Here is a 26,954-nt window from a genome sequence, read left to right on the forward strand (position 1 = left end):
CTCCCTTATCCCATCATTGCCATTCCGCCGTTCACATGCAGCGTCTGGCCGGTGACATAGGCGGCTTCGTCGCTCGCCAGATAGGCCACTGCAGCGGCGATTTCCTCGCCCTCGCCCATGCGGCCCATCGGGATACGCGAATTGATCGCGCCCTTCTGATCGTCGTTCAGCGCATCGGTCATGGCGGTGCGGATGAAGCCCGGCGCCACGCAGTTCACCGTGATGTTGCGGCTTGCAAGTTCCTGCGCCAGGCTCTTGGACATGGCGGTCAGCCCGCCCTTGGCGGCGGTATAGTTCATCTGGCCCGGATTGCCGGTGTGGCCGACCACGCTGGTGATCGAGATGATCCGCCCGCCCTTGGCCTTCATCATGGGCCGAGCACTGGCGCGCATCAGACGGAAACTGGCTTCCAGATTGATGCGGATCACATCGTGCCATTCCTCGTCCTTCATCCGCATGGCGAGGTTGTCGCGCGTGATGCCGGCATTGTTGACCAGGATATTCATGCTGCCCAGCGTGTCGACGGTGGCCGGGATCAGTTCCTCCACCTGCTTCGCATTCGACAGGTCGCAGGTGATCTCGACATGATCGTGACCGAATTCGCTGTTCAGCTGTTCGCGAAAGGCGCGCAGCTTGTCCGAATTCGAACCCGACAGTGCCAGTCGTGCACCCTGCTTCGCCAGGGCGTAGGCAATCGACGAGCCAATGCCGCCGCTGGCGCCCGTCACGAGGGCGGTTTTTCCTTCGAGGCTGAACATCACGCGTTCTCCTTCGCGAATTTCTCGAGGTCTTCCATGGTGACGAGCGATACGGTCGCCGCGTCCTTGTCGATCCGGCCGATCATCGGGCCAAGCACCTTGCCGCCCAGTTCGACGAACCGCTCGATACCCGCTTCGCGCATGGCGATCACGCTTTCACGCCACCGCACGCGGCCGGTGATCTGTTCGACCAGCAGCGCCTGTTCCTCCGCCGGGTCGGTTACGCGCGCGGCGGTGACATTGGCGTAGAGCGGCACGGTGAACGCTTCGGGCGGCGTATCGCCCAGCGCGCGCTTCATGCGCAGGGCCGCGGGACCCATGAGCGAACAATGGAACGGCGCCGAAACGGGCAGCTTGATGCCGCGCTTGATGCCATGATCCTTGGCCATTTCGATGGCGCGGTCGATCGCTTCGGCATGGCCGGAGATGACGACCTGCGTGGGATCGTTATCGTTCGCCACTTCGCACACCTGACCCTCAGCGGCGGCTTCGGCCAGCGCGGTGGCCTTATCGATATCGGCTCCCAGCAGTGCGGCCATCGCGCCCAGTCCGATGGGAACGGCATCCTGCATGGCGATACCGCGCAAGCGCAGCAGCTTGGCCGTATCCGTCAGCGAAAATGCCCCGGCAGCACACAGCGCGCTGTATTCGCCCAACGAATGTCCGGCCACACAGTCGGCCTTGTCCGCCAGCGCGACGCCGAATTCCTTTTCCAGAACGCGCACCGTGGCGATCGAATTGGCCATGATGGCGGGCTGCGCATTGGCGGTCATCGTCAACTCGCTCTCGGGCCCGTCCTTCATCAGGCCGGAAAGATTCTGCTTCAGCGCCTCGTCGACTTCCTGAAAAACCTCGCGGGCATGCGCGCTGGCTTCGGCGAGGTCGGCGCCCATGCCGACCTTCTGGCTACCCTGTCCGGGAAAGATGAATGCAGTCATGAATTTCTCCTTGCGGGCGCGCCTAGGCCCGTGGGCCGCGCGCCTCAAGTCCGAAGGGGACAATCTTGTTGGCAGCATCGTGGCCGATATCGGCGCGGCCGAGATAGGGAATCCCGCTGCGCGCGCACCAATCCTGCGCAATGGCGATCTCGTCGCTGCCGAAAGGACGGTCGTTTTCCGGCACGTCGCTGATCCGGCCGAGCCGTAGTCCCGCAATGCCCTGCAGGTGCTGGCTGGTGTGGAAGAACAGCCGGTCCACGGCATAAAGATGCTCTGCCACTTCCTCGATCATGACGACATGGCCGGCCAGATCGGGCATCAGTTCGGTCCCCACCATCATCGCCAGCGTGGTCAGGTTGAAAGCGACCGCAGGCCGCTCGTCCAGGCCTGGTTCCAGACCGCTCGCCCCGCCTGCCAGCCAATCGAGCGCGCGTTCCACCGCCGCCTCGCCTCCGGCGCGCCTTATGTCGCCCGCCAGCGGTCCATGCGCCACCTGACCGATCCCATGGCGATACAGCGCGCCGAGCAGGAAACCCGTGTCCGAATAACCGATGAACCGTTTGCCCCGCGCATCGTCGTTCATCTGCCTCGCCGCCTCCGCCGCGATCCTGTTCGATCCGTATCCACCCATGGCAAACCAGACCGCATCGAATGCGGGATCGTTGGCACAGTCCAGCAAGGCGGCAAGGCGCACCGCGTCACTGCCGGCAAAATGCCCTTCTTCCAGAAAGCACTGTTCGTGGAACTTCAGTTCCACGTCTTCGCGGCCAGCCACCAAGGCCTGGACCGCCTCGGCCCTGTCGCGCTTCAGCCGTTTTCCGGGGGCGCAGATCGCAATTTTGACCATGTCCGTGTGCTAGCGCGCTTGTGTCGGGCGACACAACTCAATAGCTGCACCGGCATGAGCGATATGCCCACTCCAGACGAATTGTTTGCCCGCCCCTTCTTCTTCTGCGGCATCGGCGGCTCGGGAATGCTGCCGCTTGCGCAGATCCTCAAAGGGCGCGGCTGCACGGTCGAAGGATCCGATCGCAGCTACGATCAGGGCCGCACGCCGGAAAAATTCGCCGCGCTGGAAAATCAGGGCTTCACCCTGCACCCGCAGGACGGCAGCGGAATGGTTTCGGCCGAACAGATCCTCGTCGCCAGCGCCGCCATCGAAGATAGCGTTCCCGAAGTCAGCCGCGCGAACGAACTCGGGTGCCTGCGCCTTACCCGCGCGGAACTGAATTCGATCCTCTTCAATACCAGCGGCGCGGGGCTTGCCGTCGCGGGTACCAGCGGCAAATCGACGGTCACCGGCATGCTCGGGTGGATACTGCACGCCTGCGGGCGCGAACCGACGATCATGAACGGCGCGGTGATGAAGAACTTCGTGTCGCCCGAACGCCCCTTTGCCAGTGCCGTGATCGGCGGCCAGAGCCTCTATGTCAGCGAAGTCGACGAAAGTGACGGATCGATCGCGCTCTATCGCCCGGCGGTTGGCGTGCTGCTCAATGTCAGCCTCGATCACAAGAGCATGGAAGAACTGCGTCAGCTGTTCGGGGACTATCTCTCGCGCAGCCGCATCTCGGTGATCAACGCCGATGATGAAGAAGCGCTCGCACTCCTCCCGCATGCGAAGGAAGTCGTTACTTTCGGCATCGATCAGGAGAAAGCGCAGATCGGCGTGGTCCCGGGCTCGATTGCGGAAGGCCCTATGCGGCAGGCGGCATTGATCGTGGATCGCCACGATGGCAGCCAGCATCCCCTCACGCTCCACCTGCCCGGTCGCCACAATCTCTCCAACGCGCTCGCGGCGATAGCCGGCGCTGCAGCGGCAGGTATCCCGGTCGGCAAGGCGGTCGAGGCTCTGGCCGCCTTCGCCGGCCTCGCGCGCCGCTTCGACATTGTCGGCACCAGCCCCTCGGCCATTACGGTCATCGACGACTTCGGTCACAATCCCGAAAAATGTGCCGCTACGCTGCGCACCTTGAAAGCGCATCCGGGCCGCGTACTCGCGTTCTTCCAGCCTCATGGCTACGGTCCGCTCAGGCAGATGGGCGACGAACTGGCGGAAACCTTCGCCAACGAACTGGACGAAGGCGACACGGTTATTCTGTGCGATCCGGTCTATTTCGGCGGCACGGTCGACCGCAGCGAAGGCAGCGAACGGATTGTCGGCTTGATCGAACAGGCAGGCGGAAACGCCGAATATATCCCGTCGCGCGATGCGGTGGGCGATCGGCTGGCCGAAATGGCCCGCCCTGCCGATCGTATCGTCATCATGGGTGCGCGCGACGATACGCTCAGCAGTTTTGCAAGGGACCTCTTCTCACGCCTTCCGTGACGGCTGGCGATCAGTGCGCGGCAGCCTCGCCGCCATCGCCATGTCCCATGCCGAAGACCTTGTGCAGCAGGAATACGAGGACGAACCCCAGCGCAAGTCCGACCAGCGCGGATAGCCCGGCAAAGGTCAGCCAGCCCAGAACGCCGCCGGCTGCTCCGGCTACGGCGGATACGCCGTGCTCGATACCTTCGATCCAGTGCTCCGGCCCTGCAATACCGATATCCGCCAGGCCGTGCAGGATGATCCCACCGCCGACCCACAGCATGGCAATTGTGCCGATGAAGCTCAACGCCACCAGCAGATGCGGCATGAACGCCACCAGCCCGCGTCCGAAGCTCTGCGCTGCGGCCCCGTCCTTCTTGGCGAAATGCAGTCCGATATCGTCCATCTTCACGATCAGGCCGACCACGCCGTAGACGCCTACGGTCACCGCGATGCCGACGATGGCCAGAACCCCGGCGCGCGTCAGCAGATCTTCTGCCGCCACTTCGTTCAGCGTGATGGCCATGATTTCCGCAGACAGGATCAGATCGGTTCGGATCGCGCTGGAAACCCGCTGCTTCTCGAACGCGACCGGGTCCTTGATATCGTCTGCCACCGTCTGGCCATGCTTCTTGCCGCCCAGCTTCTCGGCCACCTTTTCCGCACCTTCATACGAAAGATAGGCACCGCCCAGCATGAGGATGAAAACAATCGCCTGCGGCAGGAACTCGCTCAGCAGGACGGCGCCGGGTAGCAGGATCAGCAGCTTGTTCTTCAAACTGCCCTTGGTGATGTTCCAGATGATCGGCAGCTCGCGCGCTGGCGACAGGCCGGTCACATAGCTCGGCGTAACGGCGGCGTCGTCGATGACCACGCCTGCCGTCTTGGAACCTGCCCGGCCAGCAGCCGCGGCAATATCGTCTACCGAAGCCGCCGCGGTGCGCGCAATGATCGATACGTCGTCCAGAAGGGCTACCAAACCACCGGGCATTGCGCGTCCTTGCTTATTTGAAATCCGCACCACGCTTGCCTGCCTTACGCAAACGAAGCAACTGGCGATTTCGCGCTGTCCTACATCGTGATGAAATGGCATGCAGCACCCCCTCGCCGCTGGGCGGGTCCACGGCAGGGCTTCGTCCCCCACCCCAAACGGCGGTAGCGTGGTCGCGACATGGAAGGTGACATTCCCGGCTGCCAATTCAGGACTAAATCGTTGTTTGACAAAGGGAATGACGAATGCGCGAGTTTTGAATTCACCCCCGGTCGGCGTAAACCTATTCGACCCTCGCTTGCATTCTGCGCCAATCCCGTTATGTGCGCGCATCCCCTGGGTGTACCGGGGGATTCGAAGAAAGCCGGAGGGGCCCCGCAATCCCGCGGATCAGCCAGCGATCGGCCATATGTGAAAGGACAAGGGCATGGCTCTCTACGAGCATGTTTTCCTGGCGCGACAGGACCTGAGCCAGGCTCAGGTGGACCAGCTCGCCGCCACCGCGACCGAGATTGTCGAGAATAACGAAGGCAAGGTTACCAAGACGGAAACCTGGGGCCTCAAGAACCTCGCCTACAAGATCGACCGCAACCGCAAGGCGCATTTCGTAATGCTCAACATCGAAGGCCCCGGCGCCGTCGTGGAAGAGCTCGAACGCCAGACCCGCATCAATGAAGACGTCATCCGTTACATGACCATCCGTGTCGACGAGCACGAAGATGGCCCCAGCGTGATGATGCGCAAGAACGAGCGCGATGCCAAGAAGCGCCGCGACCGCGAGGAGCGTAACTGATGGCCCGTCCGTTTTTCCGCCGCCGCAAGTCCTGCCCGTTCTCGGGCAAGAACGCCCCCAAGATCGACTACAAGGACACACGTCTGCTGCAGGGCTTCATGTCCGAACGTGGCAAGATCGTCCCCAGCCGCATCACCGCCGTCAGCGCGAAGAAGCAGCGTGAACTGGCCAAGGCCATCAAGCGCGCTCGCCACATCGGCCTGCTGCCGTACATCGTGAAGTAAGGAGAAAATCCATGGATATCATTCTCCTTCAGAGGATCGAAAAACTCGGCTCGATCGGTGACGTCGTCACCGTGAAGGACGGCTATGCCCGCAACTTCCTGCTCCCGCAGAAAAAGGCACTGCGCGCTAACGAAGCCAACAAGAAGGTCTTCGAAGCGAACCGCGATCGCCTGGAAAAGGAAAACGCGGAACGTCGTACCGAAGCCGAAAAGGCTGGCGAAAAGGTCGATGGCGTCGAAATCGTACTGATCCGCGCTGCGTCGAACACCGGCCAGCTCTACGGTTCGGTCAACGTTCGCGACATCGCTGCCGCACTCGCCGACAAGGGCCACGACATCGACAAGAAGCAGGTCATCATGGGTGATCCGATCAAGGCGATCGGCATGCATGAAGTCCGCATCGACCTCCACCCCGAGGTGTCGGTTAACATCAAGGCCAATGTCGCCCGTTCGGACGACGAAGCCGAGCTGCAGAGCCAGGGTGTCGACGTGATGGCGCAGATGTTCGAAGACGAACAGCGCGAGATCGAAGAACAGGCCGAAGCCAACCGCATCGACTCCAACCTCGAGCCGGGCGAAATTCCCGCCGACATGCTCGAAGACGGAGCGGACGAAGGCGAAGAGACAGCCGAAGGCTGATCCTCGCTTCGAAAAAGTACAATCAGGGCGCGGCGGCTTCGGTCCCCGCGCCCTTTTTGTAACAAAGCCCTGCTTATGGCAGGGAGGGACTTCATAAACACAAGAGGCAGGAGAAACGCCCATGGAATCCATCGAACAGACGCTCGACAGGCTCGAGAGCATCTATGACGCGGCAGTCGAGCGGCTGCGCGCAGACGTCATCGCCTTCGGCCGCGAACGCGAATTGCCCGCGCCGGAACGCCGCAGCGACGGCAGCTATTCCTACCCCGAACTGCGCCTGCGTTTCCGCGGCGGCGATCAGCCAGAAGACCGCAACCGCGCCTTCGGCCGCCTCAACGCGCCCGGGCTCTACACCACCACGGTCACCCGCCCGGCGCTTTTCCGCGATTACCTTCGCGAACAGCTCGAACTCATCGACGAGAATTACGAAGTCGAACTGGAAGTCGGCTCGTCACGCCAGGAAATCCCCTTCCCCTACGTCCTCGATGGCGAAGCCGGTGCGGAACTCGTCGGCGTCGATCCAAACCTCATCGCGCGTCATTTCCCCTCGACCGAACTGGCCGACATCGGTGACGAACTGGCAGACGGTATAATCCTCGGCGAACCGGACGAAGCCATCCCCCTCTCCCTTTTCGACGGCTTGCGGACCGACTTCAGCCTGGCGCGTCTTGCACACTATACGGGCACCAGCACGGAACACTTCCAGCGCTTCATCCTGTTCACGAACTACCATCGCTATGTCGATGAATTCGTGGACTGGGCCGGATCGCAGCTCGGCGCCAACGGCTACACTGCCCTGGCAGGCGCCGGCGGCCTCATGCTGACGGAAAAGACCGACAATGCCCGCGCGCAACTGTCCGATACCGCATGGCGGCGCCACCAGATGCCGGCCTATCACCTCGTCGGCCCAAACAAGGAAGGCATCACGCTGGTCAATATCGGCGTCGGTCCTTCCAATGCGAAGACGATCTGCGACCACCTGGCCGTGCTGCGGCCGGAAGCCTGGTTGATGATCGGCCATTGCGGCGGCCTTCGTCCCAGCCAGAAGATCGGCGACTACGTTCTCGCTCACGCCTATCTGCGCGACGATCACGTCCTCGACCCGGTCCTTCCGCCGGAAATCCCCCTGCCCGCCATTGCCGAAGTGCAGCAGGCGCTGGCCGGAGCGGCGGAAATGGTCTCGGGCGAACATGGGGCGGATCTGAAAAAGCGCATGCGCACCGGTACCGTGGTAACCACCGACGATCGCAACTGGGAACTGCGCTATACCAGCTCCGCCCACCGCATGAGCCTCAGCCGCGCGGTCGGTGTCGATATGGAAAGCGCAACGATTGCCGGCCAGGGCTATCGCTTCCGGGTCCCCTACGGCACGCTGCTGTGCGTATCGGACAAGCCCCTCCACGGCGAAATCAAGCTGCCGGGACAGGCCAATGCCTTTTACGAAGAAGCCATTGCTGCCCACCTCCAGATCGGTGTGACGGCCTGCAAACTGCTGCGCGATGAAGGCCCCCGCCTCCACAGCCGCAAGCTTCGCGCCTTCAACGAACCGCCCTTCCGCTAAATGGCATGATTGTGGTGCTTTAGAGGGTTAACGGTCCAATAATCCTTTTCTGCCATTTGGGCAGTAATGACCACTATCGAACTGTCGGCGGCGGCTCGCCGGCACCTGCTTGATACGTTGCAGATCGGCGCCGGCGTGCTGGCTGTCGGTGCGCTTCTGCTCGCGCCGCCTGCAAAGGGCACGATCGCATTCTATCCGTTGACGGCGTCGGCCAAGCGAAGCCTTCCTATGCTCGCCACCTCCGAAGGGCGAAAGCTCCTTTCGAAAACCGCGCTGGCCAATGGCTATATCGTCACGGGAACCCGTCCGGCTTTTGCCGATCTGCTTTTCAATCACGGCATCATTGCCCTGGCCGTCGCGGATGGCGGCTGCATCGGAACAGCTAAATGATACGAAACGAAGTCGATACCCTCAGGCAGCAGGGTATCAAATGGATTGCTGCCGCCGGATGGGGCACGACTTTCGCCATCGGCCTGCTCACCCTCTCCATGGGGCAGCAGGCTCTTCACGCATGCATGGTCAGCGCGCTGCTCAACATCGTGCCGTCGCTACACGCCTTGCAGCGCCGATCAGATCTTGCCGCACGCCTCGCAGTCGCCCTCATGGCCGCTCTGCAACCTGCATTGCTTCTTTATGCAATGCGCGGTGCCGCCTGGCAGATCGACATGCATATGTATTTCTTCGTCGGGTTGGCCCTGCTGACCGTCCTTTGCGACGCACGCCCGATCGTTCTGGCCGCCGTGGCCATTGCGCTCCATCACCTGCTGCTTGCCCTCGTATCGCCGGAATGGGTTTTCTCCGGCGGCGGCGGCATCGAACGTGTGCTGGTTCACGCGCTGGCCGTTGTTCTTCAGGCGGCGGCCTTGTGTTTCATCGCTATTCGTCTCCACGCGATCCTGTCGCATCTGGCCGATGCTCTCATGGCGAGCGAAAATGCCAATGTCCTGGCAAATGAAGCGCTCCAGCAAGCTGATGCAGAGCGATCAAAGCGTGGAATGATAGAAAACGAACAGGCCGAACGGCGCCGGGTCGAACTGCTCCGCATCGCCGAAGATTTCGAAGGGTCGGTTGCCACGGTCGCCGCCTCTGTCTCGCAAAGCGCCCTCACCCTCGACAAGGCCATGACTTCGCTTGATGGAACCGTCCGCGACACAGGCCGGCAGGCCAGCGACGTTGCCGCCTCCGCATCGCAGGTCTCGACCGCCGTAGAATCGGTGGCCAGAGGCGTTGCGGAACTGTCCCGTTCGATCAGCAGCATTGCCATAACTGCAGGACAGCAGGATCAACTTGCGAGCGAAGCTGGCGTTCGAACCAATTCTGGCGGCGAGGCAGTCACTTCGCTTTCGAAGCATTCGCAGACAATCGGCGAAGCGACCAAATCGATCGCCAGCGTTGCAGAGAAGACCAATCTGCTTGCCTTGAATGCAGCGATCGAGGCTGCGTCTGCAGGTGAAGCCGGAAGGGGCTTTGCTGTCGTGGCGCAGGAGGTCAAGGATCTGGCCAGACAGGCCGCCAAAGCAACCCAGCAAATCGACAATCTGCTGTCCGGTGTGCGTGACGGGACGGGCGAAGCGGAAACCAGTTTCGGTGAACTGAGCGAAGCGATCGAGGAGCTTGCACGGTCCGCGGCAGCAATCCGAAGGGATGTCGATGGACAGCGCGGCGCTGCAGCCATGATCGAGACGAACGCAGAAGAAACCGCCACCGGCACCGACCAGATGGCGCGGCTGAGCGCCCTTCTCGCCGAAAGTGCTGTCCAGACGGAGCACCTGTTCAGCGACGCGCGCCGCACGACCGGTGAACTCATCGCGAACATCCGCTCGCTCGAAGCATCGGCCGGTCGTTTCGTCGCCACTATAAAGGCGGCTTAACGTCATCGGCATCGGGATCGGCGCAGCATTTCACACCCGCATCGCTCGGCCTGCCACCCCCGGTATCGTACCTAACGCGCCGGGTAGGGGTCGGTTACTCTGTCCGTTTACTAAAAAGCCATCTCGTCAATTGGGAGATGGTAATGCTCAAATATCTTCTCGCTTCGGCTGTTTCGGTCGCAGGTGCACTGACCTTTCCAGCGTCCATTCAGGCGGAACCGATCAATTTTCGGGCGACGCTGCTCGTTTCGTGCATAATCGTGGTTACGGACGGAGCCTTGGCGCCCAATGGCGACTACACGTTGCTGTCATCGGAAAACACGGGCGGGCTGCCGGCGACTGCTACCGTTACCGCGCTAGGCGGCGCACCGCGCCTGACCTTTACGGCGCCGACCATAACGTCTTCGGCAGATGTTACCGGCGTGACACCCCAAATCCGGTACGTATCGCCCGGCGGGGCCAATCAACCATACACCAGCAGCCAGACGACATATAACCAGTCGGGCCTGCTCGGAACCTACACCGTCAACGCGCAGGCGTCGAAACCGACCGGTTTCAATGTCGGTACGTATACGATCGGCACGGTGCTGACATGTTCGGGCTGAGAGTTATCGCGCCGCTGCTGCTGGTCACGTCGACAGCCGCCTTGGCCGTGGGCCTTGGGCCGCTGGAAAAGAGCGGCGTGACCGCTACCGAGGCCAAGGGGTTCTATCTCACGCTGACGAACCCGTACAAGCAGCCCTTTCGCTTCCGGACATTCGTTGATGAAGAAACCCCGGCCCTGGAAGGCCGGGTCAGGATATTCCCCGAAGTCGCGCTGATGGCACCCGAATCCAATCGCAAGGTACTCGTAGTCGTGCGCGACCTTGTACCTGGCGAACAGGTCGATGTGCGCGTCTGCGCCGAAAGGATCGAAAAGAAGGAGGTCGTGGTCCATGCGAGAGTTTGTTCGAAACTCAGCGCTCGCCGTGTTGGCACTGTTCGCTAGCACCGAGGCATATGCTCAGGCGCAAGGCGTCTATCTGCCTGCGCCCCCTCAGGGGTCTGGAGGCGAAGATTCGATCGAAACTGCTGGCGGGACACGATGCCGCCACTCGATCAATTCGTCCGGTGGCTATGTCGATGTCGGGGTCAGCGGTAGCGCGGCGACGCCAGAAACCGTCGACCCGTTCCTGCAGTACCGCCCCTTTTCCAACGAGCGCGATGCACGCGCCCTGGTCTATGCCCGCGTAACGATTCCGTTGGGTCAGCGCCCGGAACGGATCGATTGCACCCGGTTGTACGAAATGGAGTTGCAGCGACTGCGCGAAGAAATCGCCCTGCTCAAGATGGCTGCCGAATAGGCTGTGCCAGTACACGTCAGGAGCGGGAACCTCACTTCGGACCGAGCGCGAAATCCACCCAGATCGTAACCTTCTGCTCCATTTCCCCGACTTCTACCGCCGGTGACGACATCGGCGGCGGTGGTGGAGGCGGAGCGCCAGCCGGCCGAATTCGCGAACCGGTCACAACGATGGATTCGTAAGTCGCAGACCGTTGCCGCTCGCTAATCCTCAGGACCTTCACAACGCGCATTCCGAAGGCAGTCGCATAAGCATCGGCCTCGGCTTTGGCCTTGGAAACCGCATCGGCCCGCGCTTTGGCGACAGCTGCGCTGTCGTCTTCAATCGAGAAGAACGGACCGTTTACATCGTTCGCGCCTGCCTCGAACAGTACTGTCAGCAATTCGGACGCCTTTGTCACATCGCGCACCCGTACCGTCACGGCATTGCGCGCCTGATAGCCAGTGATGCGTGGTGGCTCTGCGCCTTGCCGATCATAGTTGGATTGCGGGTCGAGGCTTACGCTCTGCGTCTGGATGTCGCGGGGGACCACGCCAGCCTTTTTCAAAGCCGCAACGACTTGTGCCATGGCCCGGGCGTTGCTGTCCGCAGCCTCGCGCGATGTCGTGGCAAAGGTTACGACGCCTCCTGTCAGGGTCGCCTGATCGGGCGCGACATAACTCTGACCCGTGGACTGTACTTCGAGCAGCGTCTGATTCGGTGCAAGAACCTCGGTCGGCGACGTCTGCGCCGCTGCGGTACTCGCCCCTAGCAAAGCCAAGGATATGAAAAGTGCTCTACGCATCGACTTGGGCCTCCCTGGGCATCAATGTGTTTTTCTAACGTGCGGTAGGTTGCAGTGCCCCGCGTCCTACCCCTTCCCCTTGGTCATGGTCTTGCCGTCCCGGGCACTTTTCGCAACGAAATCGATGATCATGCCGGCAATATCCTTGCCGGTCGCATTCTCGATGCCTTCCAGCCCCGGCGAACTGTTCACTTCCATGATCACCGGGCCATGATTGGATCGCAGCATATCCACGCCGCAAACGTTCAGTCCCATACGCTTGGCTGCACGCACGGCGGTGCTGCGTTCTTCAGGGGTGATCTTTATCAGCTGCGCACTGCCGCCGCGATGCAGGTTCGATCGGAAATCGTCAGGGGCACCGGTCCGCTTCATTGCGGCGACGACCTTGCCGCCAACGACCAGCGCGCGAATATCCGTGCCGCCCGCTTCCTTGATGAATTCCTGAACGAGGATGTTCACATTGGCTCCGCGAAACGCTTCGATAACTGACTTTGCGCTGCTCATGGTTTCGGCAAGCACCACGCCGATGCCCTGCGTCCCTTCCAGCAGCTTGATCACGACGGGTGGTCCTTTGACCGCCTTGATGATTTCTTCCGCCTGCTTGGGATCGTTCGCATAGGCAGTCAGCGGCAGACCCAGGCCGTGCTTTGCGAGTATCTGCATACTGCGGAGCTTGTCGCGGCTGCGGCCGATGGCGACGCTTTCGTTCAAGGGCCAGCATCCACGCATTTCGAACTGCCGCAATATGGCTAGGCCATAATTGGTGATCGATGCGCCGATGCGCGGAATGACCGCATCATAACCGACACAGGGCTCGCCGTTATAATACACCTCGGGCCGGTGGCTTGCGATATGGACAGTGCAGCGCGTCGTATTCAGAATGTCGAAATGGTGCCCACGCTCTTCCGCTGCCTCTTTAAGTCGCTGGTGCGAATAGAGGTTCGGGTTGCGCGCCAGCATGGCGATTTTCATGGTTTGTGGCCTTTCTTGACCTTCATTTCCGGCGTCTGCAGCCAGGAATAGCCGCTGTCCACGACAAACCGACGACGCAGAGACGAACGCCCGATCAGCATGGGAAACCGCATATCGCTACGGTCGGCCAGACTGATCTCGGCGCGGAATTCCACGTCCCCGATCTTGAGCGGTGTCTTGATCACGTAGCGGCTCTGGGTCTCACCATTCGAACTGGTGATTCCGCGAATGTCGACATGCACGGCTTCACATACCTGGCGCACATGCTGCCGCGAGAAATCGACCGCGAAACGCACGTATTTCTCGCCATCACGCTCGAACTCCTCAAGTACGGTGCCATGGAGAGAGGACGTACGCGCTCCCGTATCGATTTTCGCTGGAACACTGTGCAACCCCAGCTCGGGCAAATGAATCAGTTCCCGCCAACCGACGATCGGCAGTTCCTTGCGCTTCATGCTCATTCTATGATCGCCAGCCCATCGCCCCCGCCTGTTCCCGGTAGGCGGCGAAGCACCCGTCCGCTGGCAAAATCGACTTCGGCTATGGTGTTGGCCATGGTCTCAGCCACATAGATGCGCTCTCCGTTCGGTGAAAACAGGATCGTCACCTGGGTCTTCGCCTCCGCCTGATCGGGCCCCGATACCTTTATATTGCGCACGACCTTTCCGGTGGCTGTGTCGATAACGCTCAATCCGCCATCGGACAGGTTGGACGTCACCGCGTAATCACCCTGCGGTCGCACGGTAATTCGCAAGGGAAAATTGCCGGTTTCGATTCGCTGGCGCACTTCGAGAGTTCGCGGATCGAGTTTAAACGCGGCGTTTGACCCGCGAGCCGAGACCCACAGCGTATCGCCGTCATCGGACAGCCAGATCCCTTCCGGTTCCTCGCCCACCTCGACCGACTGCGGTGCACGGCGAGTCTTCAGATCGATGAGGCTGACCGTGCGAGAGCCCAGATTTGTGGTCCACGCGTGCAATCCATCGGGCGCGACGGCGAGCATGTGCGTGCCCTCCTGACCCGAACCGAATTCGAATGTTTCCGCTTCGCCCAGCGGATCGCGGATCCAGAATACCGATTTGCGGCCTTCTGCCGTTGCATAAAGATCGCCATTGGCGTGCCACACAATCCCGTGGGGGCGCGCGTTCTCGCCCAGATCGATGCTTGCCACGCGCGAAAGGTCGGCCGTGCTGAAGATATCCACTGTCTGCCCGCCGTAACAGGCAAGTGCGACATGCTTCTCGCCGGGCGAGGTTGCCAGCTCGTGCGGATTGGCACAGCTGTCGACGGTCTTCACCGCCTCGCCGCTTGCCAGATCGACTTTGGACAGCGTGTTGCCGAACTTGCCCGCAACGAACAGCGCGCCTTCGGCATCGGGAGCTGGCGACGACACGGCATCGCCGCCTCCCGCCACGGGCGCACAGGCGACCGCGAGCGGGAGGGTCAGCGACAAGGCTAAGCGGCTTACCACCCTTCGGTCTTGCCCGCGTTCTGTTCGTCCAGCCACGCCTTGAGCGGAGCGAAGTATTCGACCATCGCTTCGCCGCTCATCTGACGCTCGCCAGTGAAGGCTTCGAGCGCATCGGGCCACGGCTTGCTGGCACCCATTTCGAGCATGGCGTTGAGGTTCTTGCCCACTTCCTCGTTGCCGTAGAACGAGCAGCGATGCAGCGGCCCATCCCATCCGGCCTGATCGCAGGCAGCCTTGAAGGACTGGAACTGCAGGATCCGCGCGAGGAAATAGCGGGTGTAGGGCACATTGCCCGGCACGTGATATTTCGCGCCGGCATCGAATTTCGTCTCGTCGCGTTCGACCGGCGGGACGATACCCTGATATTCGAGCCGCAGGTCGTTCCAGCCCTTGTTGAGCTCGCCGGCGGGGATCGATCCGTCGAACAGGCCCCAGCGATACCGGTCGACCATCAGGCCGAACGGCAGGAAGGCAACTTTGTCCATCGCCTGGCGCAGCAGCAGGCCGATGTCCTTGTCGGTGCCCGGCACCTGGTTCGGCTGGAGCATATCGATCTGCACCAGATATTCGGGCGTGATTGACAGGGCGACCATGTCGCCGATGGCTTCGTGGAAGCCGTCGTTCGCGCCGTTGAGGTACAGATAATCCTGCTTGTTGTAGGCGCGCTGGTAGTAGTTGTGGCCGAGCTCGTGATGGATGGTCACGAAATCGTCGGCGTTCTTCTTGATGCACATCTTGATGCGCAGATCGTCTACATTGTCGACGTCCCACGCGCTGGCGTGGCACACCACTTCGCGGTCGCGGGGCTTCACGAACTGGCTGCGTTCCCAGAACGTGCCCGGCAGCGGCGCAAAGCCGAGCGAGGAGAAGAACTGTTCGCCCGTGCGGACCATCTGGATTTCGTCCAGACCCTTCTGCTCGATCAGTTCGGTCAGATCGTAACCGATATCGCCCGCGCCCGCCGGGGCGACGAGCGGATAGATATTACCCCATTCCTGCGCCCACATATTCCCGAGCAGATCGGCGCGGATCGGACCGGTCGCGGGCTGCACAGCGTCGCCGTATTTCTCGTTGAGCTTGCTGCGGACATAGGTGTGCAGCGCCATGTAGAGCGGCTTCACTTCCTGCCACATGCGCTCGGTTTCGGCGGCGAACTGGTCGGGGTCCATGTCGTAGTTGGAACGCCACATCGCGCCCAGATCGGCAAAGCCCAGTTCCTTGGCTCCTTCGTTGGCGATCGCCGTCATGCGCAGGTAATCGTCGCGCATCGGCGCACCGACATTGTCGTGCCAGCTGGTCCACATTTCGGCATATTCTTCGGGCGTACGGTCGAGGTTGCCCATTTCGGCTTCGATATCGCTGCCGCTGATTTCCTGCCCGTCCAGCGTGCCCTTGCCCTTGCCGTACTGGCTGTTGAGGCTGGTGGCGATCTCGTTGAGTTCGGTCGCAGCACCGTCGCGGACGGGGGCCGGCATCACGATGCCGTTGCGCAGGATGTCGAGCTTGCGCGCCACGTCGGCGTCGAGGCCCTGTACCTGTGCGTATTTGGCCGCTTCATTGGCATAGCGGACCGACATTTCGGTCGCCTGTGCGCCGTATTTTGCGGCCAGCGCATCAGTGTCGGGGGTGATATAGGTGGAATTCACCCACGACACCCGCGCGTATTCGACGCCGAAATCACCCATCTCGCTCTCGACCATGGCCACCCAGTCGGCCGCGCCCTGCGGCGTCATCGGGTAGGCGGCATCGGCAGTTGCAGCCGCGGGTGCAGCATTCTGGGCCGCAGCAGGAGCGGCCGAAGCGATGGCCAGGGCGGCGAGCGAGGTACAAAGCAATTTCATCGTGTCGATCCTCTTGGGGAGATACAAGTTACATCGGCTACCGGATTGCACCTGCCGCCACGCTTAATCAAGCGGTCTTGGCCAGCCATTCCGCGATCGCTTCGCCCAGCTCGGCCTTGGTCACGCTGCCCATGTGGGTGCCCGGTACTTCGACATATTCGGCGTTGGCAAGCAGCCCGGCAAGCTCTTCGGCCGAACCGTTTTCGCGGTCCTCGTCGCCGCACACGACCAGCGTGGGCATGGTGACATTGGCGAGCAGCGCCAGATCCAGATCGAGCATGGTGTCGAGCAGCAGCCGCGCGGCCACCCGGTCGACCCCTTGCGACTTCAGGAACTGCATCGAAAAATAATCGGGATCGCCGCGGGGGATTTCATCGAACTTCTCGATGACCCGGCGAAACTTTGCCGCGCGCCGATGCCATTCGCCAAGGCCCGCCGTGCCCATTCCGCCCACCACCAGATGCGCGGGCTGCAAGACGCCATGTGCCGTTGCATGGAGCGATGTGCGGGCGCCCAGCGAGAATCCGCCGAGGTCGTAATCCTCCAGCGCCAGATGATCGACCAGTGCCGCTACATCGCGCACAAGAACATTGGTGGGATATTTTTCCGGATCCTGCGGTGCGTCGCTGTCACCGTGAACCCTGAAATCGAGCATGATGACCTCGTACCCTTTTTCCGCGATCGCTTCATGGTGGTCCCACTTGATCCAGTTCATCTGCGCGCTGGAAAACAGGCCGTGCAGCAGGACGAAGGGCCTGCCATTACCATGACGATGCACGGCAAGCCGCGTGCCGTCGAAACTTTCGAAATATTCGGTATTCATTCGGGCACTGCTCCGGTTGCGTCGATCCATCGTTGGCTAAGCGCCGCATGCTCGCTCAGGGGCATTCGTTTCAACCCGGACGTGTCGATCCAGGCTTCGTGAATCTTCTCCGATGCGAAATGCCAGTGCGGTTCGATCCCATAGGGTTCGTCCAGACTGCCAACGGTGATGTCCATATTCTCGCCCTCCTTGAACACAAAGCCCAGGGGCGTGCCGCACTTGCTGCAAAACGGCCTGCGGGCAATGGGCGAACTTTCATACCAGTCTGGCCCGCTCTCCCAGCTCATGTCGGATTTGGGCAGACCGATGAAGGCGATCGATACGCCGCCCGTGGCCCGCTGGCACATACGGCAATGGCACAGATAGGCCTGTGTCACATCGACTTGCGCAGTGTATCGCACGGCGCCGCACTGGCAGCCGCCCGTCATTGCCTTCTTGTCGCTCATCGCCTCGTCAGCCCTCTTTGTTCCATTCGCCATTGCGCCATTTCTATACGATCCTGACCGAAGAACGGTTCGCCTTCGAAGACCAGTGTCGGCACACCCCAATGGCCGGACTTTTCGAGCGCATCCTGATTGTCGGCTATTTCCGCGTCGAGCGCTTCGGGCTGATCCTTTACTTCGGCCTCGATTTCCCCCGCATCCAGCCCGGCACGTTCCAGAGCGCGGGCAAGGTGGTCTCCCTCGTGCCAGTCCGGCTGTCCGCCCCAGATCAATTGTCCTGCCTCGTGGGCAAAGGCGATGCCCCTGCCTTTCCGCGCTGCCGCTTGGCCCATGCGGGTCACACGGCGGATGTAGGGCTGCTCTGCGGCAATTTCGCGCGTTGCGGGGTTCTGCACGATCGGATCGGGCCGCGGCGCTCCGAAAGGAATGTCATGGAACTGCGCCACCCGCATCATGTCGCGGATCGTATAGCTCAGCCAGTTGGGGTGGTTCTTCTCGAAGAAGTCAGGCTGCCTGATGGCAAGGGGATAGACCGGCCTTAAAGCTAAAGTGAGATTGAACTTCTCGCTCATCGCGCGATAGCGGCCCACAGACAGATAGCTGTAAGGGGACCGGAAGCTGAAATAGAGATCGGCGGTCAGCGTCATCCTGCAACCCTAACCCTCGATTGCCTTGCTTGCCATACCGTTTGCTTTAATTGCAACTTGCAATAATAAGCTATGTTATTATATCGCCGCGCATGGAAAACAACATCGGCTATCTTCTGTCCGACAGCGGCCGCCTGCTTCGCAAGACGTTCGACGAACGCGTGCGCGATCTCGGGCTTACCGCCGTGCAGGCGCGCCTTATGCTCAGCCTCGTCAAATTCCCGGACAATAATCAGGCTTTCTATGCGGAACGGATCGAAGTCGAACCGATCACACTGACCCGCATCGTCGACCGGATGGAAGAGGCTGGATGGGTCGAACGCGTCGCCGATCCGAACGACAGGCGCGCTCGCCTGCTGCACCTTACCGACAAGAGCCGTGAAATCGTCGAACCCCTGCGCGCCATCGTGAACGCTCTGGTCGAAGATATGGCCGAAGGGCTCACTTCGCGGGAGCAGGATCTGCTCGCGGAACTGCTTGGCAAAATATCGGCCAATCTGTCGGCCGAACGTGAATACAGGAATGTCGTAAATGTCTGAGGCCGATCCCCAGATCCCGGTCGAACCCGTGGACGAAACCGAAACCGTGGTCGAAACCGAAGCTCCCGCACCCAAGCGGAACAAGCGCCGCTTGCTGTTGATGCTCAGCGTGCCGCTGCTGCTGCTCATCGCCGGCGGCGTCTACTGGCTCTCTCTGCAGGGCAAGGTGACGACCGACAACGCCTACATCCAGCAGGACAAGGTCGCCGTCAGCGCACAGGTCGGCGGCGAGATCACCGAGATATTCGTGGGCGAAGGCGACACGGTAAAGGCGGGCGACCTGCTGTTCCGGATCGATCCAGAACCGTACAAGCTGCAGATCGCACAGGCCAACGCCGCCATCGCCGGGGCGCAGGCCAATGTCACCGCCTTGTCGAATTCATCCGATCTGTCGGGCGCCGACATTTCCGCCGCGCGCGAGGACATCGCCTTTGCACAGTCCGATTTCGAACGGAACGATGCTCTCTACAAGCGTGGTTTCGTGACCAAGGCGGATCACGATGCGGCGCAGCACCGTGTCAATCAAGCCAGGGAAGCTCTGCGTCAGGCTCTCGCTCGTCAGGAAGCCGCCCGCGCCAAGCTCGCTACGGGGAGCGCGGTTCCGGGGGAAAACCCGCAGGTTGCCGCCGCCCAGGCCGAAAAGGCCGTTGCCGAACTATCTCTCAGCCGGACCGAAGTGCGCGCGCCGTCTGCCGGACGTATCGCTCAGGCCGATCGCCTGCAGCTCGGCCAGCAGGTCGTTCAGGGGTTGCCCGTCCTCACGCTTGTCGGGGATGGCACCAGCTATATCGAAGCCAACTTCAAGGAAACCGACCTGGCAGACATGCAGGTTGGCCAGCCCGCAGAAGTGCATTTCGATGCCTATCCCGGCCTCAAGCTCCGAGGCCATGTGGAATCGATCGGTGCCGGTACGGGTAACGAATTCTCGGTGATCCCTGCGCAGAATGCCACTGGCAACTGGGTGAAGGTGACGCAGCGCGTGCCCGTGCGCATCGCCATCGACGAAAAGAGCGCTCGCCCGCTCATCGCCGGACTCTCTACCGAAGTCACCGTCTTCACCGACGGCAAGAAGCACTGATTCATGGCTAGCCGCGCCGCCCCTGCGGGATCCGCCGCCGCGACGGCGCCGGACCCGGCGCACGATGTCGCGCAGCTTCCGGTAGCCAATCCGGGGATACTGATCGTCGGCATCATGGCGGCATCGCTGCTGCAGGTGCTCGACACGACCATCGCCAACGTCGCCATTCCGCACATGCGCACCGCGCTGGGCGCGACGACGGAAACGATTACCTGGGTCCTCACCAGCTACATCATCGCCAGCGCCGTTGCTTTGCCGATCACCGGCTGGCTGGCCGATCGTGTGGGCGGGCGGCGGCTGTTCATTCTCTCCGTTGCGGGCTTCATCATGTCATCCATGCTCTGCGGCATGGCGCAGAATCTGGAAGAGATGGTCTTGTTCCGCGCCTTGCAGGGGGTGACCGGCGCGTTCATCGCCCCGCTCAGCCAGGCCTTCATGCTCGACACCAACAAGCCGAGCAAACACGCGCAGATGATGGCGCTATGGGGCATGGGGATCATGATCGGCCCCATCCTCGGCCCGGTACTGGGTGGCTGGCTGACGGAACAGGCGAATTGGCGCTGGGTCTTCTACGTCAACCTGCCTGTCGGCATCCTCAGCCTCGCCATCCTGATATCCCAGCTCCCGACCCGCGAAACGGTGAAGCGCAAGTTCGATCTCACCGGCTTCATCCTGCTCGGTGTGGCTCTGGCAAGCTTCCAGATGCTGCTGGATCGCGGGCAGACGCTCGACTGGTATGACAGCTACGAAATCTGGCTCTGGACCTTCCTGTTCATCTCCGCTGCCTGGATGGCGGTCATCCATCTGGGCACAGCAAAGGACGGCCTGTTCGACCGTGCGCTGTTTCTCGACCGCAACTTCGCGATCGCCATGGGCTTCATGCTGGCCATCGGCGTGGTCATGTTTGCCACCATGGCGCTGCTGCCACCGATGCTGCAGCAATTGATGGGCTACGACGTGATCGACACGGGCCTTGTCCTCATGCCGCGCGGGATCGGGGTCCTCATATCCATGCAGTTCGCGGGTATGGCCATGCGGCGTGGGATCGATTCCCGGCCTGTCGTGGCGACCGGCTTCCTCATCTGCGCGCTGTCTCTGTACGAAATGGCGCAATGGTCCCTGGGCGTCGATCAGTTCCATATCGTCGCCTCCGGCCTGGTTCAGGGCCTCGGCATGGGGCTGGTCTTCATTCCGCTCAACGTCAGCGCGTTTGGTACCCTCCCCCCGCGTCTGAGGACGGATGGGTCGAGCCTTCTGAACCTGTTTCGCTCGCTCGGCGCCTCGGCCGGCATCTCGCTGACCACGGTCATGCTGGCGCGCAATATCCAGATCGCCCACTCCGACATCGCCTCGAACGTCACCGGTGCCTCCGTGTCGAGCATGATCGATGTCAGCACGGTCGACCGGTATCAGAACCTCGGCCAAGTCGCGCTCAGCATGCTCGATCTCGAAGCGAACCGGCAGGCAGCAATGGTCGCCTATATCGACGATTTCTGGATGATGATGTGGATCACGCTGGCTGCGGTCCCGCTGGCCTTCATCATGCGCAAGCCGAAACCGGCGAAGGGACCCATGCCCCCGCCGGGCGAATGATCAGCGCAAGAAACAGGTCACGCCGGCCGCCAGGCCGGTGATGGTCCCATCGGGGTCGGCAAAGCCTGTGATCGTGCCGTAATCGGCGCTGGTGTACTGGAATTCGCCGTCGAGCGTCGTGTCGAGTTCCTGCACCTGACGTTCCAGCTTGAGGCTCTCCAAGCTCGTGACACCGGGTGCGACGCCATCCGACGTCACCACCCCTTGCCCCTTGCCCAGGAACCAGCCCGCCAGCTTGTCGTCCTGATAGCCGACCTGGAGCGGCCCGAACTGGCTGAATTCCATCGGTCCGGCGCCGCATTCGTCGTTTCGGGTGGTGTTCGGCGCACTGCCGAACGCCGATTCAAGCGTATGATCGACATCCGTTCGCAGTGTTCCGAAGCGCATCGGGTCGCCTTTCGCACCCACTCCGTTGGCATCGACCACGATTTTCGCATCGGCCAGCGACGCCTCGATAGGCGCGGAATCCGCGGTTTGCTCGCCGTCCGCGCCCTCTTGCTGACCGCAGGCTGCAAGCGCCAGCGGCAGGGCGAACAATGCGCCCTTCCGGATCATCCCTTCTTCAGACATTCGCGCCCCAGCAGCTCCGCGATCTGCACGGCATTGAGCGCCGCGCCCTTGCGCAGATTGTCCGATACGCACCACAGGGTGATGCCGTTATCAACGGTCGGATCGTCCCGCACACGGCTGACGTAAGTTGCGCTATCGCCAGCACTTTCCACCGGGGTAACGTATCCCTCATCCTCTCGTTTGTCGATCAGCATGATGCCCGGCGCCTCGCGCAGGATTTCCTGCGCCTGCTCGGCGGAGAGCTCGTTTTCGAACTCGATATTCACCGCTTCGGAATGGCCGACGAAGACCGGCACCCGCACGCATGTCGCGTTCAGCTTGATCTTCGGATCGAGGATTTTCTTGGTCTCGACCATCATCTTCCATTCTTCCTTGGTCGAACCATCGTCCATGAAGACATCGATATGCGGAATGACGTTGAAGGCGATCTGCTTGGTGAATTTCACCGGCTCGATCTGATCGCCCACGAAGATGGCGCGGCTCTGCTGGAACAGTTCATCCATGCCCGCCTTCCCCGCGCCGGAGACCGACTGGTACGTCGAAACGATCACCCGCTTGATCGTCGCCGCATCGTGCAAAGGCTTCAGCGCCACGACCAGCTGCGCGGTCGAGCAGTTCGGATTGGCGATGATGTTACGCTTCTTATAGTCGTGGATCGCTTCGGGATTGACCTCGGGCACGATCAGCGGAACGTCCGGATCCATCCGGTAGAGCGAGCTGTTGTCGATCACGATGCAGCCGGCGGCGGCTGCCTTGGGCGCATAGTCCTTCGCCGGGCCGCTTCCGGCTGCGAAGAGGGCGATGTCCCAGCCAGACCAGTCGAAATGCTCGATGTTCTGGCATTTGAGCATCTTGCCGGTATCGCCGAATTCGACTTCCGACCCGTGCGAACGGCTCGAGGCGACGGCAGCGATCTCGTTGATCGGAAACTCGCGCTCGGCGAGCACCATCATCATTTCACGCCCGACATTTCCGGTCGCGCCGACTACGGCAACACGATAACCCAATTCAACGTCTCCACTATGAGTGCGCCGTCGAGATAGCGATTACCTCCATGCCCGCAAGCGCACATTCGATTGCGGGGCCTAAAGATCAGACGAGGTCGGTGCGATCCGAGCGCATGTGGTCAGGTCAATCCGGCGGCGTCACGCCGTTCTGCTCGAGAAACCGGAAAACCGTATTGTACCGATGGGGCGAGATTTTCTCGCCCGAAACGCGGTGCGTGTAACCGGGATAAAGCATCATCTCGAAGGGCACATTCGCTTCCTGCATGGCAGAAATGACCTCGGTCGCATTTTCGAAAACGACATTGTCATCCGCCATGCCGTGAATGATCAGCAGGGGATCGGTGACCTTGGTCGCATCCGGGATGGCACTGGAAAGCTCATAGGCTTGCGCATCCGCCTGCGGCGTTCCCATGAACCGCTCGGTGTAGTGGGTGTCGTACAGTTCCCAGCGGGTCACGGGCGCGCCGCTGATCCCTGCAGCGTAGAGGCCCGGGTCGGCCTGCAACTGCTTTAGAGTCATGTAACCGCCGTAGGACCAGCCATCGATGGCGATCTTGTCCGGGTCCACGAAATCCAGCGTCTTGAGATACTCCGCCCCCGCTTTCTGGTCCCGCACCTCGACGCCGCCCATCGCACGATAGATCGGCTGTTCGAAAGCGACGCCGCGATTGGCGCTGCCGCGATTGTCGAGCGCGAACCAGATATAGCCCTTGTCGACGATCGCCTGCCGCAGCGCGCCATCCCAGCCCTTGCTCACGACCTGCGGCCCCGGCCCGCCATAATGGTAGAAATAGACCGGATACCGTTTGCCCGGCTCCAGTTCCGGTGTGACCATTTCCCAGTAAAGCGGAGTACCATCATCGGCCTCGATGGTGCCGTATTCCACCGGCCTATGGCTGGCGAGATATGGCGCATAGGGATGATCGGAATCGAGCGCATTTTCCTCGACCCAGGCTAGGCGGTTGCCCTGCTCATCGGCAATATAGGTCTGCGGCGGGGAATTGTCGCTGGAACGGGTGATCAGCAACGTCTGCCCCTTCGCATCCATCTTAGCCGTATGCATGAAGCCGGGCTCCGTCAGACGCTGGGCCGTCGCTGGGCCTTCCGCATCGAGATCGAGAGAATAGACATGCTGTTCAAGCGGGTCGTCTTCGCTGGTCGCAAGGTAGAACAAGTGTCCATCCTGTTCGTTCACGCCCACCAGTTTGGTGACAACGAAATTACCCTTGGTCAGTCGCTGATAGCCGCGCCACCCTTCGTCACCGAGGTATCGATACAAATGTCCGAAGCCATCGCGTTCGGACCACCAGATCAGATCCCCGTTATCGAGAATGCGGTAATTGTCGGACAGGTTGATCCAGTATCCTTCGCCTGAATGGGCCTGCGATGCTTCTTCCTGCAGCACGATCTCGCTCGCTCCAGTGGAAGGGTCCACCTTCAGCACATCCATCCATGTCTGCTGTCTATTCTGGCGCTGCACGTACAGCGCCCGGCCATCGGGCGCCCAGTCTACCCGTGCCAGATAGAAATCGTCGGGATCTTCTGCACTGTAATAATCGGGTGACTGGTTGCTGCGCAAGTCGACCTCGACCCGGTCGCCCCCATCGGGGTTCATGACAAAGAGCTCGACCTTGGCATTCTGGCTGCCTGCGACCGGGTAACGCTGATCGAACACCTTTGTCCCGGTGGCCCCGATGGCGGCGCGCGTAACAATGCCGACCATGCTTTCGTCGAACCGTTCAACGGCGACCCGTCGGTCATCCGGGCTCCACCAATATCCGGTGTGGCGACTCATTTCTTCCTGAGCGACGAACTCGGCCTCACCCCAGCGGATCGCCTCGCCCTCTTTCGGGGTGATCGGCTGCGCATCGGCGCCTACCTCGCCAACCCAGAGCTGGCGATCCCGCACGAAGGAGACGTAACGCCCCTTGCTACTGAGCGCCGGATTGAGTTCACTTTCCTCGGTATCCGTCAGCCGCACCACATCACCGCCCAGGCGCGCAAGATAGAGGTCACCGTCGAGCGGGACCAGCACGCCCGTACCATCTTCGGTCCATTGATAATCGATAATGCCCTTCAGATTGCCGACGCGTGCGCGCTCGCGCTGCATCTTCTCGTCTTCGGACAGCTCCCGTCCGCTGCCCAGCGCCTTGCTGTCGACCAGCATGGCCCACTGTCCCGCTTCGCGATCGAAAGCCCACAGATCGTAGCGCTCGCGGTCATCTTCGCGGTTGCGCAGCACCGTCAGGTAGCGCCCGTCCGGCGAAAGCTTGACCGCCCGCGGCGTCGGCCCATCGAGGCTTGGCGAGGCGAAGACACGTTCGAAAGTCAGCTCCATGGGCGCGGTCTCCGTCGATTGGGCAGCAAGGGGCGCAGACAGACACGTGCTCAAAGACAGTGCGGCTGCGAGGGTCAGATGACGCAATTTCTTTTCCTCCATCAATGCGATGCTTGATGGACAAGCGCGCGCGCAAGCGCAAGCGGCCCGCAAACCCATACCCTATTGTTCCGGATCTCCGGTAAGTCGGCAGGCTGAACGCACGAAAAAGGGCGGCTTCCCGATCGGGAGGCCGCCCTTCGATCTCTCGCGTGGAGAAACTCGTGTCTGCTTACGCCTTCGGGGCGTTGTCGCGACGCTCGGCGATACGAGCGCGCTTACCGGTACGGCCACGCAGATAGTACAGCTTGGCGCGACGCACGATACCGCGACGAACGACGGTGATGCTGTCGACGATCGGCGAATAGAGCGGGAACACACGTTCCACGCCTTCACCGAAGCTCATCTTGCGGACAGTGAAATTGCTGTTGATCGAGCGGTTCGAACGGGCGATCACGACGCCTTCGAACATCTGGACGCGTTCGCGCGTGCCTTCGATAACCTTCACGCCAACGCGAACGGTGTCACCGGCACGGAATGCCGGAATGTCTTTTCCCAGGTTCTCGACGGCTTCGGCCTCGAGCTGCTGAATGAGGTTCATCGAACCATATCCTTAGTCTTTTCGCCGCGCGCCAGAGGCAGATCGGTCCCGAGCGTCACTATAACGCTCCCAAAGGTCCGGCCTGCGTAACCGTGTATCGTCTTCGCTCCTTGCCTTGCGCCAAGCAGCGATCTTCGCATGATCCCCCGATCGCAGCACTTCAGGGATCGTGCGCCCTTCCCATTCCTGAGGTCGGGTATATTGCGGGTATTCGATGAGGCCGTTTTCGTAGCTCTCTTCGACTCCGCTATCGGGCGCGCCCATTACGCCGGGGAGCAAGCGAATGCAAGCGTCGAGTATGGCGAGCGCGGCCGGTTCTCCGCCCGAGAGGACGATATCGGCCAGGCTGACCTCTTCGACCTGCGGGAAAGCGTCGAAAATCCGCTCGTCGAAGCCTTCGAACCTGCCGCACAGTACAGCGACGCCGGGGCCCTCCGCGATCTCGCGGATGCGCGCCTGACTGATCGGCTTGCCGCGCGGCGTCATGGCGAGGACAGGCCTGCCTTCGCCCACGCTGGCAAGAGCAGCGCCGATAACATCGGGCTTCAATACCATCCCTGCCCCGCCCCCGGCCGGCGTATCATCGACCGTCCTGTGCCTGTCTTTCGCAAAGTCGCGGATCTGCACCGTTTCGCAGGACCAGTCTCCGCGTTCCAGAGCCCGACCGGCCAGGCTGATACCCAGGGGGCCAGGAAACATCTCGGGATAGAGGGTGAGAATGGTGGCCGCAAATGTCATGCTGCGCCCGATAGCCCGCCGGGCACAGCTTTGCCATCCCGG

At 61.5% G+C, this 26,954-nt stretch carries 30 protein-coding genes; 13 read left to right on the forward strand and 17 right to left on the reverse strand.

All coding sequences use genetic code 11. From position 1 onward, the window contains the following. Nucleotides 1-5 precede the first annotated feature (5 nt). From fabG to KYK83_RS13555, 3 genes are read right to left on the reverse strand one after another with little or no spacing between them, the layout of a single operon-like run. Complete coding sequence (fabG, locus tag KYK83_RS13545; RefSeq protein ID WP_222828620.1) at nt 6-758, reverse strand: 3-oxoacyl-[acyl-carrier-protein] reductase; 753 nt, start codon at nt 756-758, stop codon at nt 6-8. Beyond that, the gene (gene fabD, locus KYK83_RS13550) at nt 758-1,696 is read right to left on the reverse strand and encodes an ACP S-malonyltransferase (protein WP_222828621.1); all 939 of its coding nucleotides are present in this window, start codon (nt 1,694-1,696) and stop codon (nt 758-760) included. The genes fabG and fabD overlap by 1 nt, the downstream gene beginning before the upstream one ends. Before the next feature lie 22 nt (nt 1,697-1,718). After that, complete coding sequence (locus KYK83_RS13555; protein ID WP_222828623.1) at nt 1,719-2,543, reverse strand: LD-carboxypeptidase; 825 nt, start codon at nt 2,541-2,543, stop codon at nt 1,719-1,721. Between the two features lie 54 nt (nt 2,544-2,597). Here KYK83_RS13555 and KYK83_RS13560 point away from each other — a divergent pair, with 54 nt between their 5' ends. Next, on the forward strand, nt 2,598-4,025 hold the full coding sequence (locus KYK83_RS13560) for a glutamate ligase domain-containing protein (protein WP_221598267.1): 1,428 nt from the start codon (nt 2,598-2,600) through the stop codon (nt 4,023-4,025). Nucleotides 4,026-4,035: 10 nt separating this feature from the next. Here the strand turns inward: KYK83_RS13560 and KYK83_RS13565 are convergent, their stop codons facing one another. Then, entirely contained in the window at nt 4,036-4,998 is a 963-nt protein-coding gene (locus KYK83_RS13565; RefSeq protein ID WP_103023652.1) for a DUF808 domain-containing protein, read from the reverse strand. A gap of 427 nt (nt 4,999-5,425) precedes the next feature. On the opposite strand from KYK83_RS13565, the gene rpsF reads away from it, so the two are divergent. The 9 genes from rpsF (at nt 5,426) to KYK83_RS13610 (ending at nt 11,428) form a co-directional block, all read left to right on the forward strand. Next, nucleotides 5,426-5,791, forward strand: coding sequence for a 30S ribosomal protein S6 (gene rpsF / locus KYK83_RS13570; RefSeq protein ID WP_103023651.1), 366 nt, complete (start codon nt 5,426-5,428; stop codon nt 5,789-5,791). After that, nucleotides 5,791-6,015 carry a 30S ribosomal protein S18 gene (gene rpsR, locus KYK83_RS13575; RefSeq protein WP_086436027.1) on the forward strand — a complete coding sequence of 75 codons (225 nt, stop codon included), beginning with the start codon at nt 5,791-5,793 and terminating at the stop codon, nt 6,013-6,015. The genes rpsF and rpsR overlap by 1 nt, the downstream gene beginning before the upstream one ends. An 11-nt stretch (nt 6,016-6,026) precedes the next feature. Next, nucleotides 6,027-6,653, forward strand: coding sequence for a 50S ribosomal protein L9 (gene rplI, locus KYK83_RS13580; RefSeq protein WP_103023650.1), 627 nt, complete (start codon nt 6,027-6,029; stop codon nt 6,651-6,653). Between the two features lie 121 nt (nt 6,654-6,774). Then, the gene (locus KYK83_RS13585; RefSeq protein WP_103023649.1) at nt 6,775-8,214 is read left to right on the forward strand and encodes an AMP nucleosidase; all 1,440 of its coding nucleotides are present in this window, start codon (nt 6,775-6,777) and stop codon (nt 8,212-8,214) included. Nucleotides 8,215-8,280: 66 nt separating this feature from the next. Next, nucleotides 8,281-8,604 carry a hypothetical protein gene (locus KYK83_RS13590; protein WP_222828624.1) on the forward strand — a complete coding sequence of 108 codons (324 nt, stop codon included), beginning with the start codon at nt 8,281-8,283 and terminating at the stop codon, nt 8,602-8,604. Next, nucleotides 8,601-10,085: a methyl-accepting chemotaxis protein gene (locus tag KYK83_RS13595; RefSeq protein WP_222828625.1), complete on the forward strand. Its 1,485-nt coding sequence runs from the start codon at nt 8,601-8,603 to the stop codon at nt 10,083-10,085. The genes KYK83_RS13590 and KYK83_RS13595 overlap by 4 nt, the downstream gene beginning before the upstream one ends. 143 nt (nt 10,086-10,228) lie before the next feature. Further along, nucleotides 10,229-10,690 (forward strand): hypothetical protein, encoded by a 462-nt coding sequence (locus KYK83_RS13600; RefSeq protein WP_146029832.1) that lies wholly within the window; start codon nt 10,229-10,231, stop codon nt 10,688-10,690. Then, nucleotides 10,678-11,073 carry a hypothetical protein gene (locus tag KYK83_RS13605; RefSeq protein WP_222828626.1) on the forward strand — a complete coding sequence of 132 codons (396 nt, stop codon included), beginning with the start codon at nt 10,678-10,680 and terminating at the stop codon, nt 11,071-11,073. The genes KYK83_RS13600 and KYK83_RS13605 overlap by 13 nt, the downstream gene beginning before the upstream one ends. Next, entirely contained in the window at nt 11,057-11,428 is a 372-nt protein-coding gene (locus tag KYK83_RS13610; protein ID WP_222828628.1) for a hypothetical protein, read from the forward strand. Before KYK83_RS13605 ends, KYK83_RS13610 begins: the two co-directional genes overlap by 17 nt. Nucleotides 11,429-11,459: 31 nt before the next feature. Here the strand turns inward: KYK83_RS13610 and KYK83_RS13615 are convergent, their stop codons facing one another. The 8 genes from KYK83_RS13615 to KYK83_RS13650 all read right to left on the reverse strand — a co-directional run bounded on the left by KYK83_RS13615 (nt 11,460) and on the right by KYK83_RS13650 (nt 18,409). Next, nucleotides 11,460-12,212, reverse strand: a complete 753-nt coding sequence (locus KYK83_RS13615) for an SIMPL domain-containing protein (protein ID WP_222828630.1) — start codon at nt 12,210-12,212, stop codon at nt 11,460-11,462. 66 nt (nt 12,213-12,278) lie between these two features. Further along, a complete protein-coding gene (gene rimK, locus KYK83_RS13620) occupies nt 12,279-13,184 on the reverse strand; it encodes a 30S ribosomal protein S6--L-glutamate ligase (protein ID WP_103023642.1) in 906 nt (301 codons plus the stop codon). Continuing rightward, complete coding sequence (locus tag KYK83_RS13625) at nt 13,181-13,645, reverse strand: ATP-dependent zinc protease family protein (protein WP_103023641.1); 465 nt, start codon at nt 13,643-13,645, stop codon at nt 13,181-13,183. Before KYK83_RS13625 ends, rimK begins: the two co-directional genes overlap by 4 nt. Beyond that, the gene (locus tag KYK83_RS13630; protein WP_222828633.1) at nt 13,642-14,637 is read right to left on the reverse strand and encodes a YncE family protein; all 996 of its coding nucleotides are present in this window, start codon (nt 14,635-14,637) and stop codon (nt 13,642-13,644) included. The genes KYK83_RS13625 and KYK83_RS13630 overlap by 4 nt, the downstream gene beginning before the upstream one ends. Nucleotides 14,638-14,648: 11 nt before the next feature. Beyond that, on the reverse strand, nt 14,649-16,496 hold the full coding sequence (locus tag KYK83_RS13635) for a M2 family metallopeptidase (RefSeq protein ID WP_222828635.1): 1,848 nt from the start codon (nt 16,494-16,496) through the stop codon (nt 14,649-14,651). 67 nt (nt 16,497-16,563) lie between these two features. Continuing rightward, entirely contained in the window at nt 16,564-17,319 is a 756-nt protein-coding gene (locus KYK83_RS13640) for an alpha/beta fold hydrolase (protein ID WP_222828637.1), read from the reverse strand. Beyond that, complete coding sequence (locus KYK83_RS13645) at nt 17,316-17,765, reverse strand: GFA family protein (protein WP_222828639.1); 450 nt, start codon at nt 17,763-17,765, stop codon at nt 17,316-17,318. The genes KYK83_RS13640 and KYK83_RS13645 overlap by 4 nt, the downstream gene beginning before the upstream one ends. Then, a complete protein-coding gene (locus KYK83_RS13650) occupies nt 17,762-18,409 on the reverse strand; it encodes a 2-hydroxychromene-2-carboxylate isomerase (RefSeq protein ID WP_222828640.1) in 648 nt (215 codons plus the stop codon). Before KYK83_RS13650 ends, KYK83_RS13645 begins: the two co-directional genes overlap by 4 nt. 92 nt (nt 18,410-18,501) lie before the next feature. Between KYK83_RS13650 and KYK83_RS13655 the strand changes: the two genes are divergently transcribed. The 3 genes from KYK83_RS13655 to KYK83_RS13665 are packed head-to-tail and all read left to right on the forward strand — an operon-like array spanning nt 18,502 to nt 21,619. Further along, a complete protein-coding gene (locus tag KYK83_RS13655) occupies nt 18,502-18,948 on the forward strand; it encodes a MarR family winged helix-turn-helix transcriptional regulator (RefSeq protein WP_103023636.1) in 447 nt (148 codons plus the stop codon). Then, nucleotides 18,941-20,026 (forward strand): HlyD family secretion protein, encoded by a 1,086-nt coding sequence (locus KYK83_RS13660; RefSeq protein ID WP_222828641.1) that lies wholly within the window; start codon nt 18,941-18,943, stop codon nt 20,024-20,026. Before KYK83_RS13655 ends, KYK83_RS13660 begins: the two co-directional genes overlap by 8 nt. Before the next feature lie 3 nt (nt 20,027-20,029). After that, a complete protein-coding gene (locus KYK83_RS13665; RefSeq protein ID WP_222828642.1) occupies nt 20,030-21,619 on the forward strand; it encodes a DHA2 family efflux MFS transporter permease subunit in 1,590 nt (529 codons plus the stop codon). Here the strand turns inward: KYK83_RS13665 and KYK83_RS13670 are convergent, their stop codons facing one another. The 5 genes from KYK83_RS13670 to trmD form a co-directional block, all read right to left on the reverse strand. Then, the gene (locus KYK83_RS13670; RefSeq protein ID WP_222828643.1) at nt 21,620-22,189 is read right to left on the reverse strand and encodes a hypothetical protein; all 570 of its coding nucleotides are present in this window, start codon (nt 22,187-22,189) and stop codon (nt 21,620-21,622) included. Beyond that, the gene (locus tag KYK83_RS13675) at nt 22,171-23,196 is read right to left on the reverse strand and encodes an aspartate-semialdehyde dehydrogenase (protein WP_222828645.1); all 1,026 of its coding nucleotides are present in this window, start codon (nt 23,194-23,196) and stop codon (nt 22,171-22,173) included. Before KYK83_RS13675 ends, KYK83_RS13670 begins: the two co-directional genes overlap by 19 nt. Nucleotides 23,197-23,320: 124 nt before the next feature. Beyond that, nucleotides 23,321-25,636, reverse strand: a complete 2,316-nt coding sequence (locus KYK83_RS13680) for a S9 family peptidase (RefSeq protein WP_222828646.1) — start codon at nt 25,634-25,636, stop codon at nt 23,321-23,323. Between the two features lie 169 nt (nt 25,637-25,805). After that, complete coding sequence (gene rplS, locus KYK83_RS13685; protein ID WP_103023630.1) at nt 25,806-26,174, reverse strand: 50S ribosomal protein L19; 369 nt, start codon at nt 26,172-26,174, stop codon at nt 25,806-25,808. 12 nt (nt 26,175-26,186) lie between these two features. After that, nucleotides 26,187-26,912: a tRNA (guanosine(37)-N1)-methyltransferase TrmD gene (trmD, locus tag KYK83_RS13690; protein WP_222828648.1), complete on the reverse strand. Its 726-nt coding sequence runs from the start codon at nt 26,910-26,912 to the stop codon at nt 26,187-26,189. Nucleotides 26,913-26,954: the final 42 nt, after the last annotated feature.

It is taken from the genome of Qipengyuania pacifica (assembly GCF_019857205.1).
GTDB classification, from domain to species: Bacteria; Pseudomonadota; Alphaproteobacteria; order Sphingomonadales; family Sphingomonadaceae; genus Qipengyuania; species Qipengyuania pacifica.

Coding starts and splice junctions, on each gene's coding strand:
- KYK83_RS13595 (WP_222828625.1), top strand. CDS start 8,601: ATGATACGAAACGAAGTCGATACCCTCAGGCAGCAGGGTATCAAATGG.
- KYK83_RS13565 (WP_103023652.1), bottom strand. CDS start 4,998: ATGCCCGGTGGTTTGGTAGCCCTTCTGGACGACGTATCGATCATTGCG.
- KYK83_RS13600 (WP_146029832.1), top strand. CDS start 10,229: ATGCTCAAATATCTTCTCGCTTCGGCTGTTTCGGTCGCAGGTGCACTG.
- KYK83_RS13655 (WP_103023636.1), top strand. CDS start 18,502: ATGGAAAACAACATCGGCTATCTTCTGTCCGACAGCGGCCGCCTGCTT.
- KYK83_RS13680 (WP_222828646.1), bottom strand. CDS start 25,636: ATGGAGGAAAAGAAATTGCGTCATCTGACCCTCGCAGCCGCACTGTCT.
- rpsR (WP_086436027.1), top strand. CDS start 5,791: ATGGCCCGTCCGTTTTTCCGCCGCCGCAAGTCCTGCCCGTTCTCGGGC.
- rplS (WP_103023630.1), bottom strand. CDS start 26,174: ATGAACCTCATTCAGCAGCTCGAGGCCGAAGCCGTCGAGAACCTGGGA.
- KYK83_RS13605 (WP_222828626.1), top strand. CDS start 10,678: ATGTTCGGGCTGAGAGTTATCGCGCCGCTGCTGCTGGTCACGTCGACA.
- KYK83_RS13670 (WP_222828643.1), bottom strand. CDS start 22,189: ATGTCTGAAGAAGGGATGATCCGGAAGGGCGCATTGTTCGCCCTGCCG.
- KYK83_RS13555 (WP_222828623.1), bottom strand. CDS start 2,543: ATGGTCAAAATTGCGATCTGCGCCCCCGGAAAACGGCTGAAGCGCGAC.
- KYK83_RS13640 (WP_222828637.1), bottom strand. CDS start 17,319: ATGAATACCGAATATTTCGAAAGTTTCGACGGCACGCGGCTTGCCGTG.
- KYK83_RS13625 (WP_103023641.1), bottom strand. CDS start 13,645: ATGAGCATGAAGCGCAAGGAACTGCCGATCGTCGGTTGGCGGGAACTG.
- fabG (WP_222828620.1), bottom strand. CDS start 758: ATGTTCAGCCTCGAAGGAAAAACCGCCCTCGTGACGGGCGCCAGCGGC.
- rpsF (WP_103023651.1), top strand. CDS start 5,426: ATGGCTCTCTACGAGCATGTTTTCCTGGCGCGACAGGACCTGAGCCAG.
- KYK83_RS13650 (WP_222828640.1), bottom strand. CDS start 18,409: ATGACGCTGACCGCCGATCTCTATTTCAGCTTCCGGTCCCCTTACAGC.
- KYK83_RS13635 (WP_222828635.1), bottom strand. CDS start 16,496: ATGAAATTGCTTTGTACCTCGCTCGCCGCCCTGGCCATCGCTTCGGCC.
- rimK (WP_103023642.1), bottom strand. CDS start 13,184: ATGAAAATCGCCATGCTGGCGCGCAACCCGAACCTCTATTCGCACCAG.
- KYK83_RS13660 (WP_222828641.1), top strand. CDS start 18,941: ATGTCTGAGGCCGATCCCCAGATCCCGGTCGAACCCGTGGACGAAACC.
- KYK83_RS13615 (WP_222828630.1), bottom strand. CDS start 12,212: ATGCGTAGAGCACTTTTCATATCCTTGGCTTTGCTAGGGGCGAGTACC.
- KYK83_RS13560 (WP_221598267.1), top strand. CDS start 2,598: ATGAGCGATATGCCCACTCCAGACGAATTGTTTGCCCGCCCCTTCTTC.
- fabD (WP_222828621.1), bottom strand. CDS start 1,696: ATGACTGCATTCATCTTTCCCGGACAGGGTAGCCAGAAGGTCGGCATG.
- rplI (WP_103023650.1), top strand. CDS start 6,027: ATGGATATCATTCTCCTTCAGAGGATCGAAAAACTCGGCTCGATCGGT.
- KYK83_RS13645 (WP_222828639.1), bottom strand. CDS start 17,765: ATGAGCGACAAGAAGGCAATGACGGGCGGCTGCCAGTGCGGCGCCGTG.
- trmD (WP_222828648.1), bottom strand. CDS start 26,912: ATGACATTTGCGGCCACCATTCTCACCCTCTATCCCGAGATGTTTCCT.
- KYK83_RS13585 (WP_103023649.1), top strand. CDS start 6,775: ATGGAATCCATCGAACAGACGCTCGACAGGCTCGAGAGCATCTATGAC.
- KYK83_RS13590 (WP_222828624.1), top strand. CDS start 8,281: ATGACCACTATCGAACTGTCGGCGGCGGCTCGCCGGCACCTGCTTGAT.
- KYK83_RS13665 (WP_222828642.1), top strand. CDS start 20,030: ATGGCTAGCCGCGCCGCCCCTGCGGGATCCGCCGCCGCGACGGCGCCG.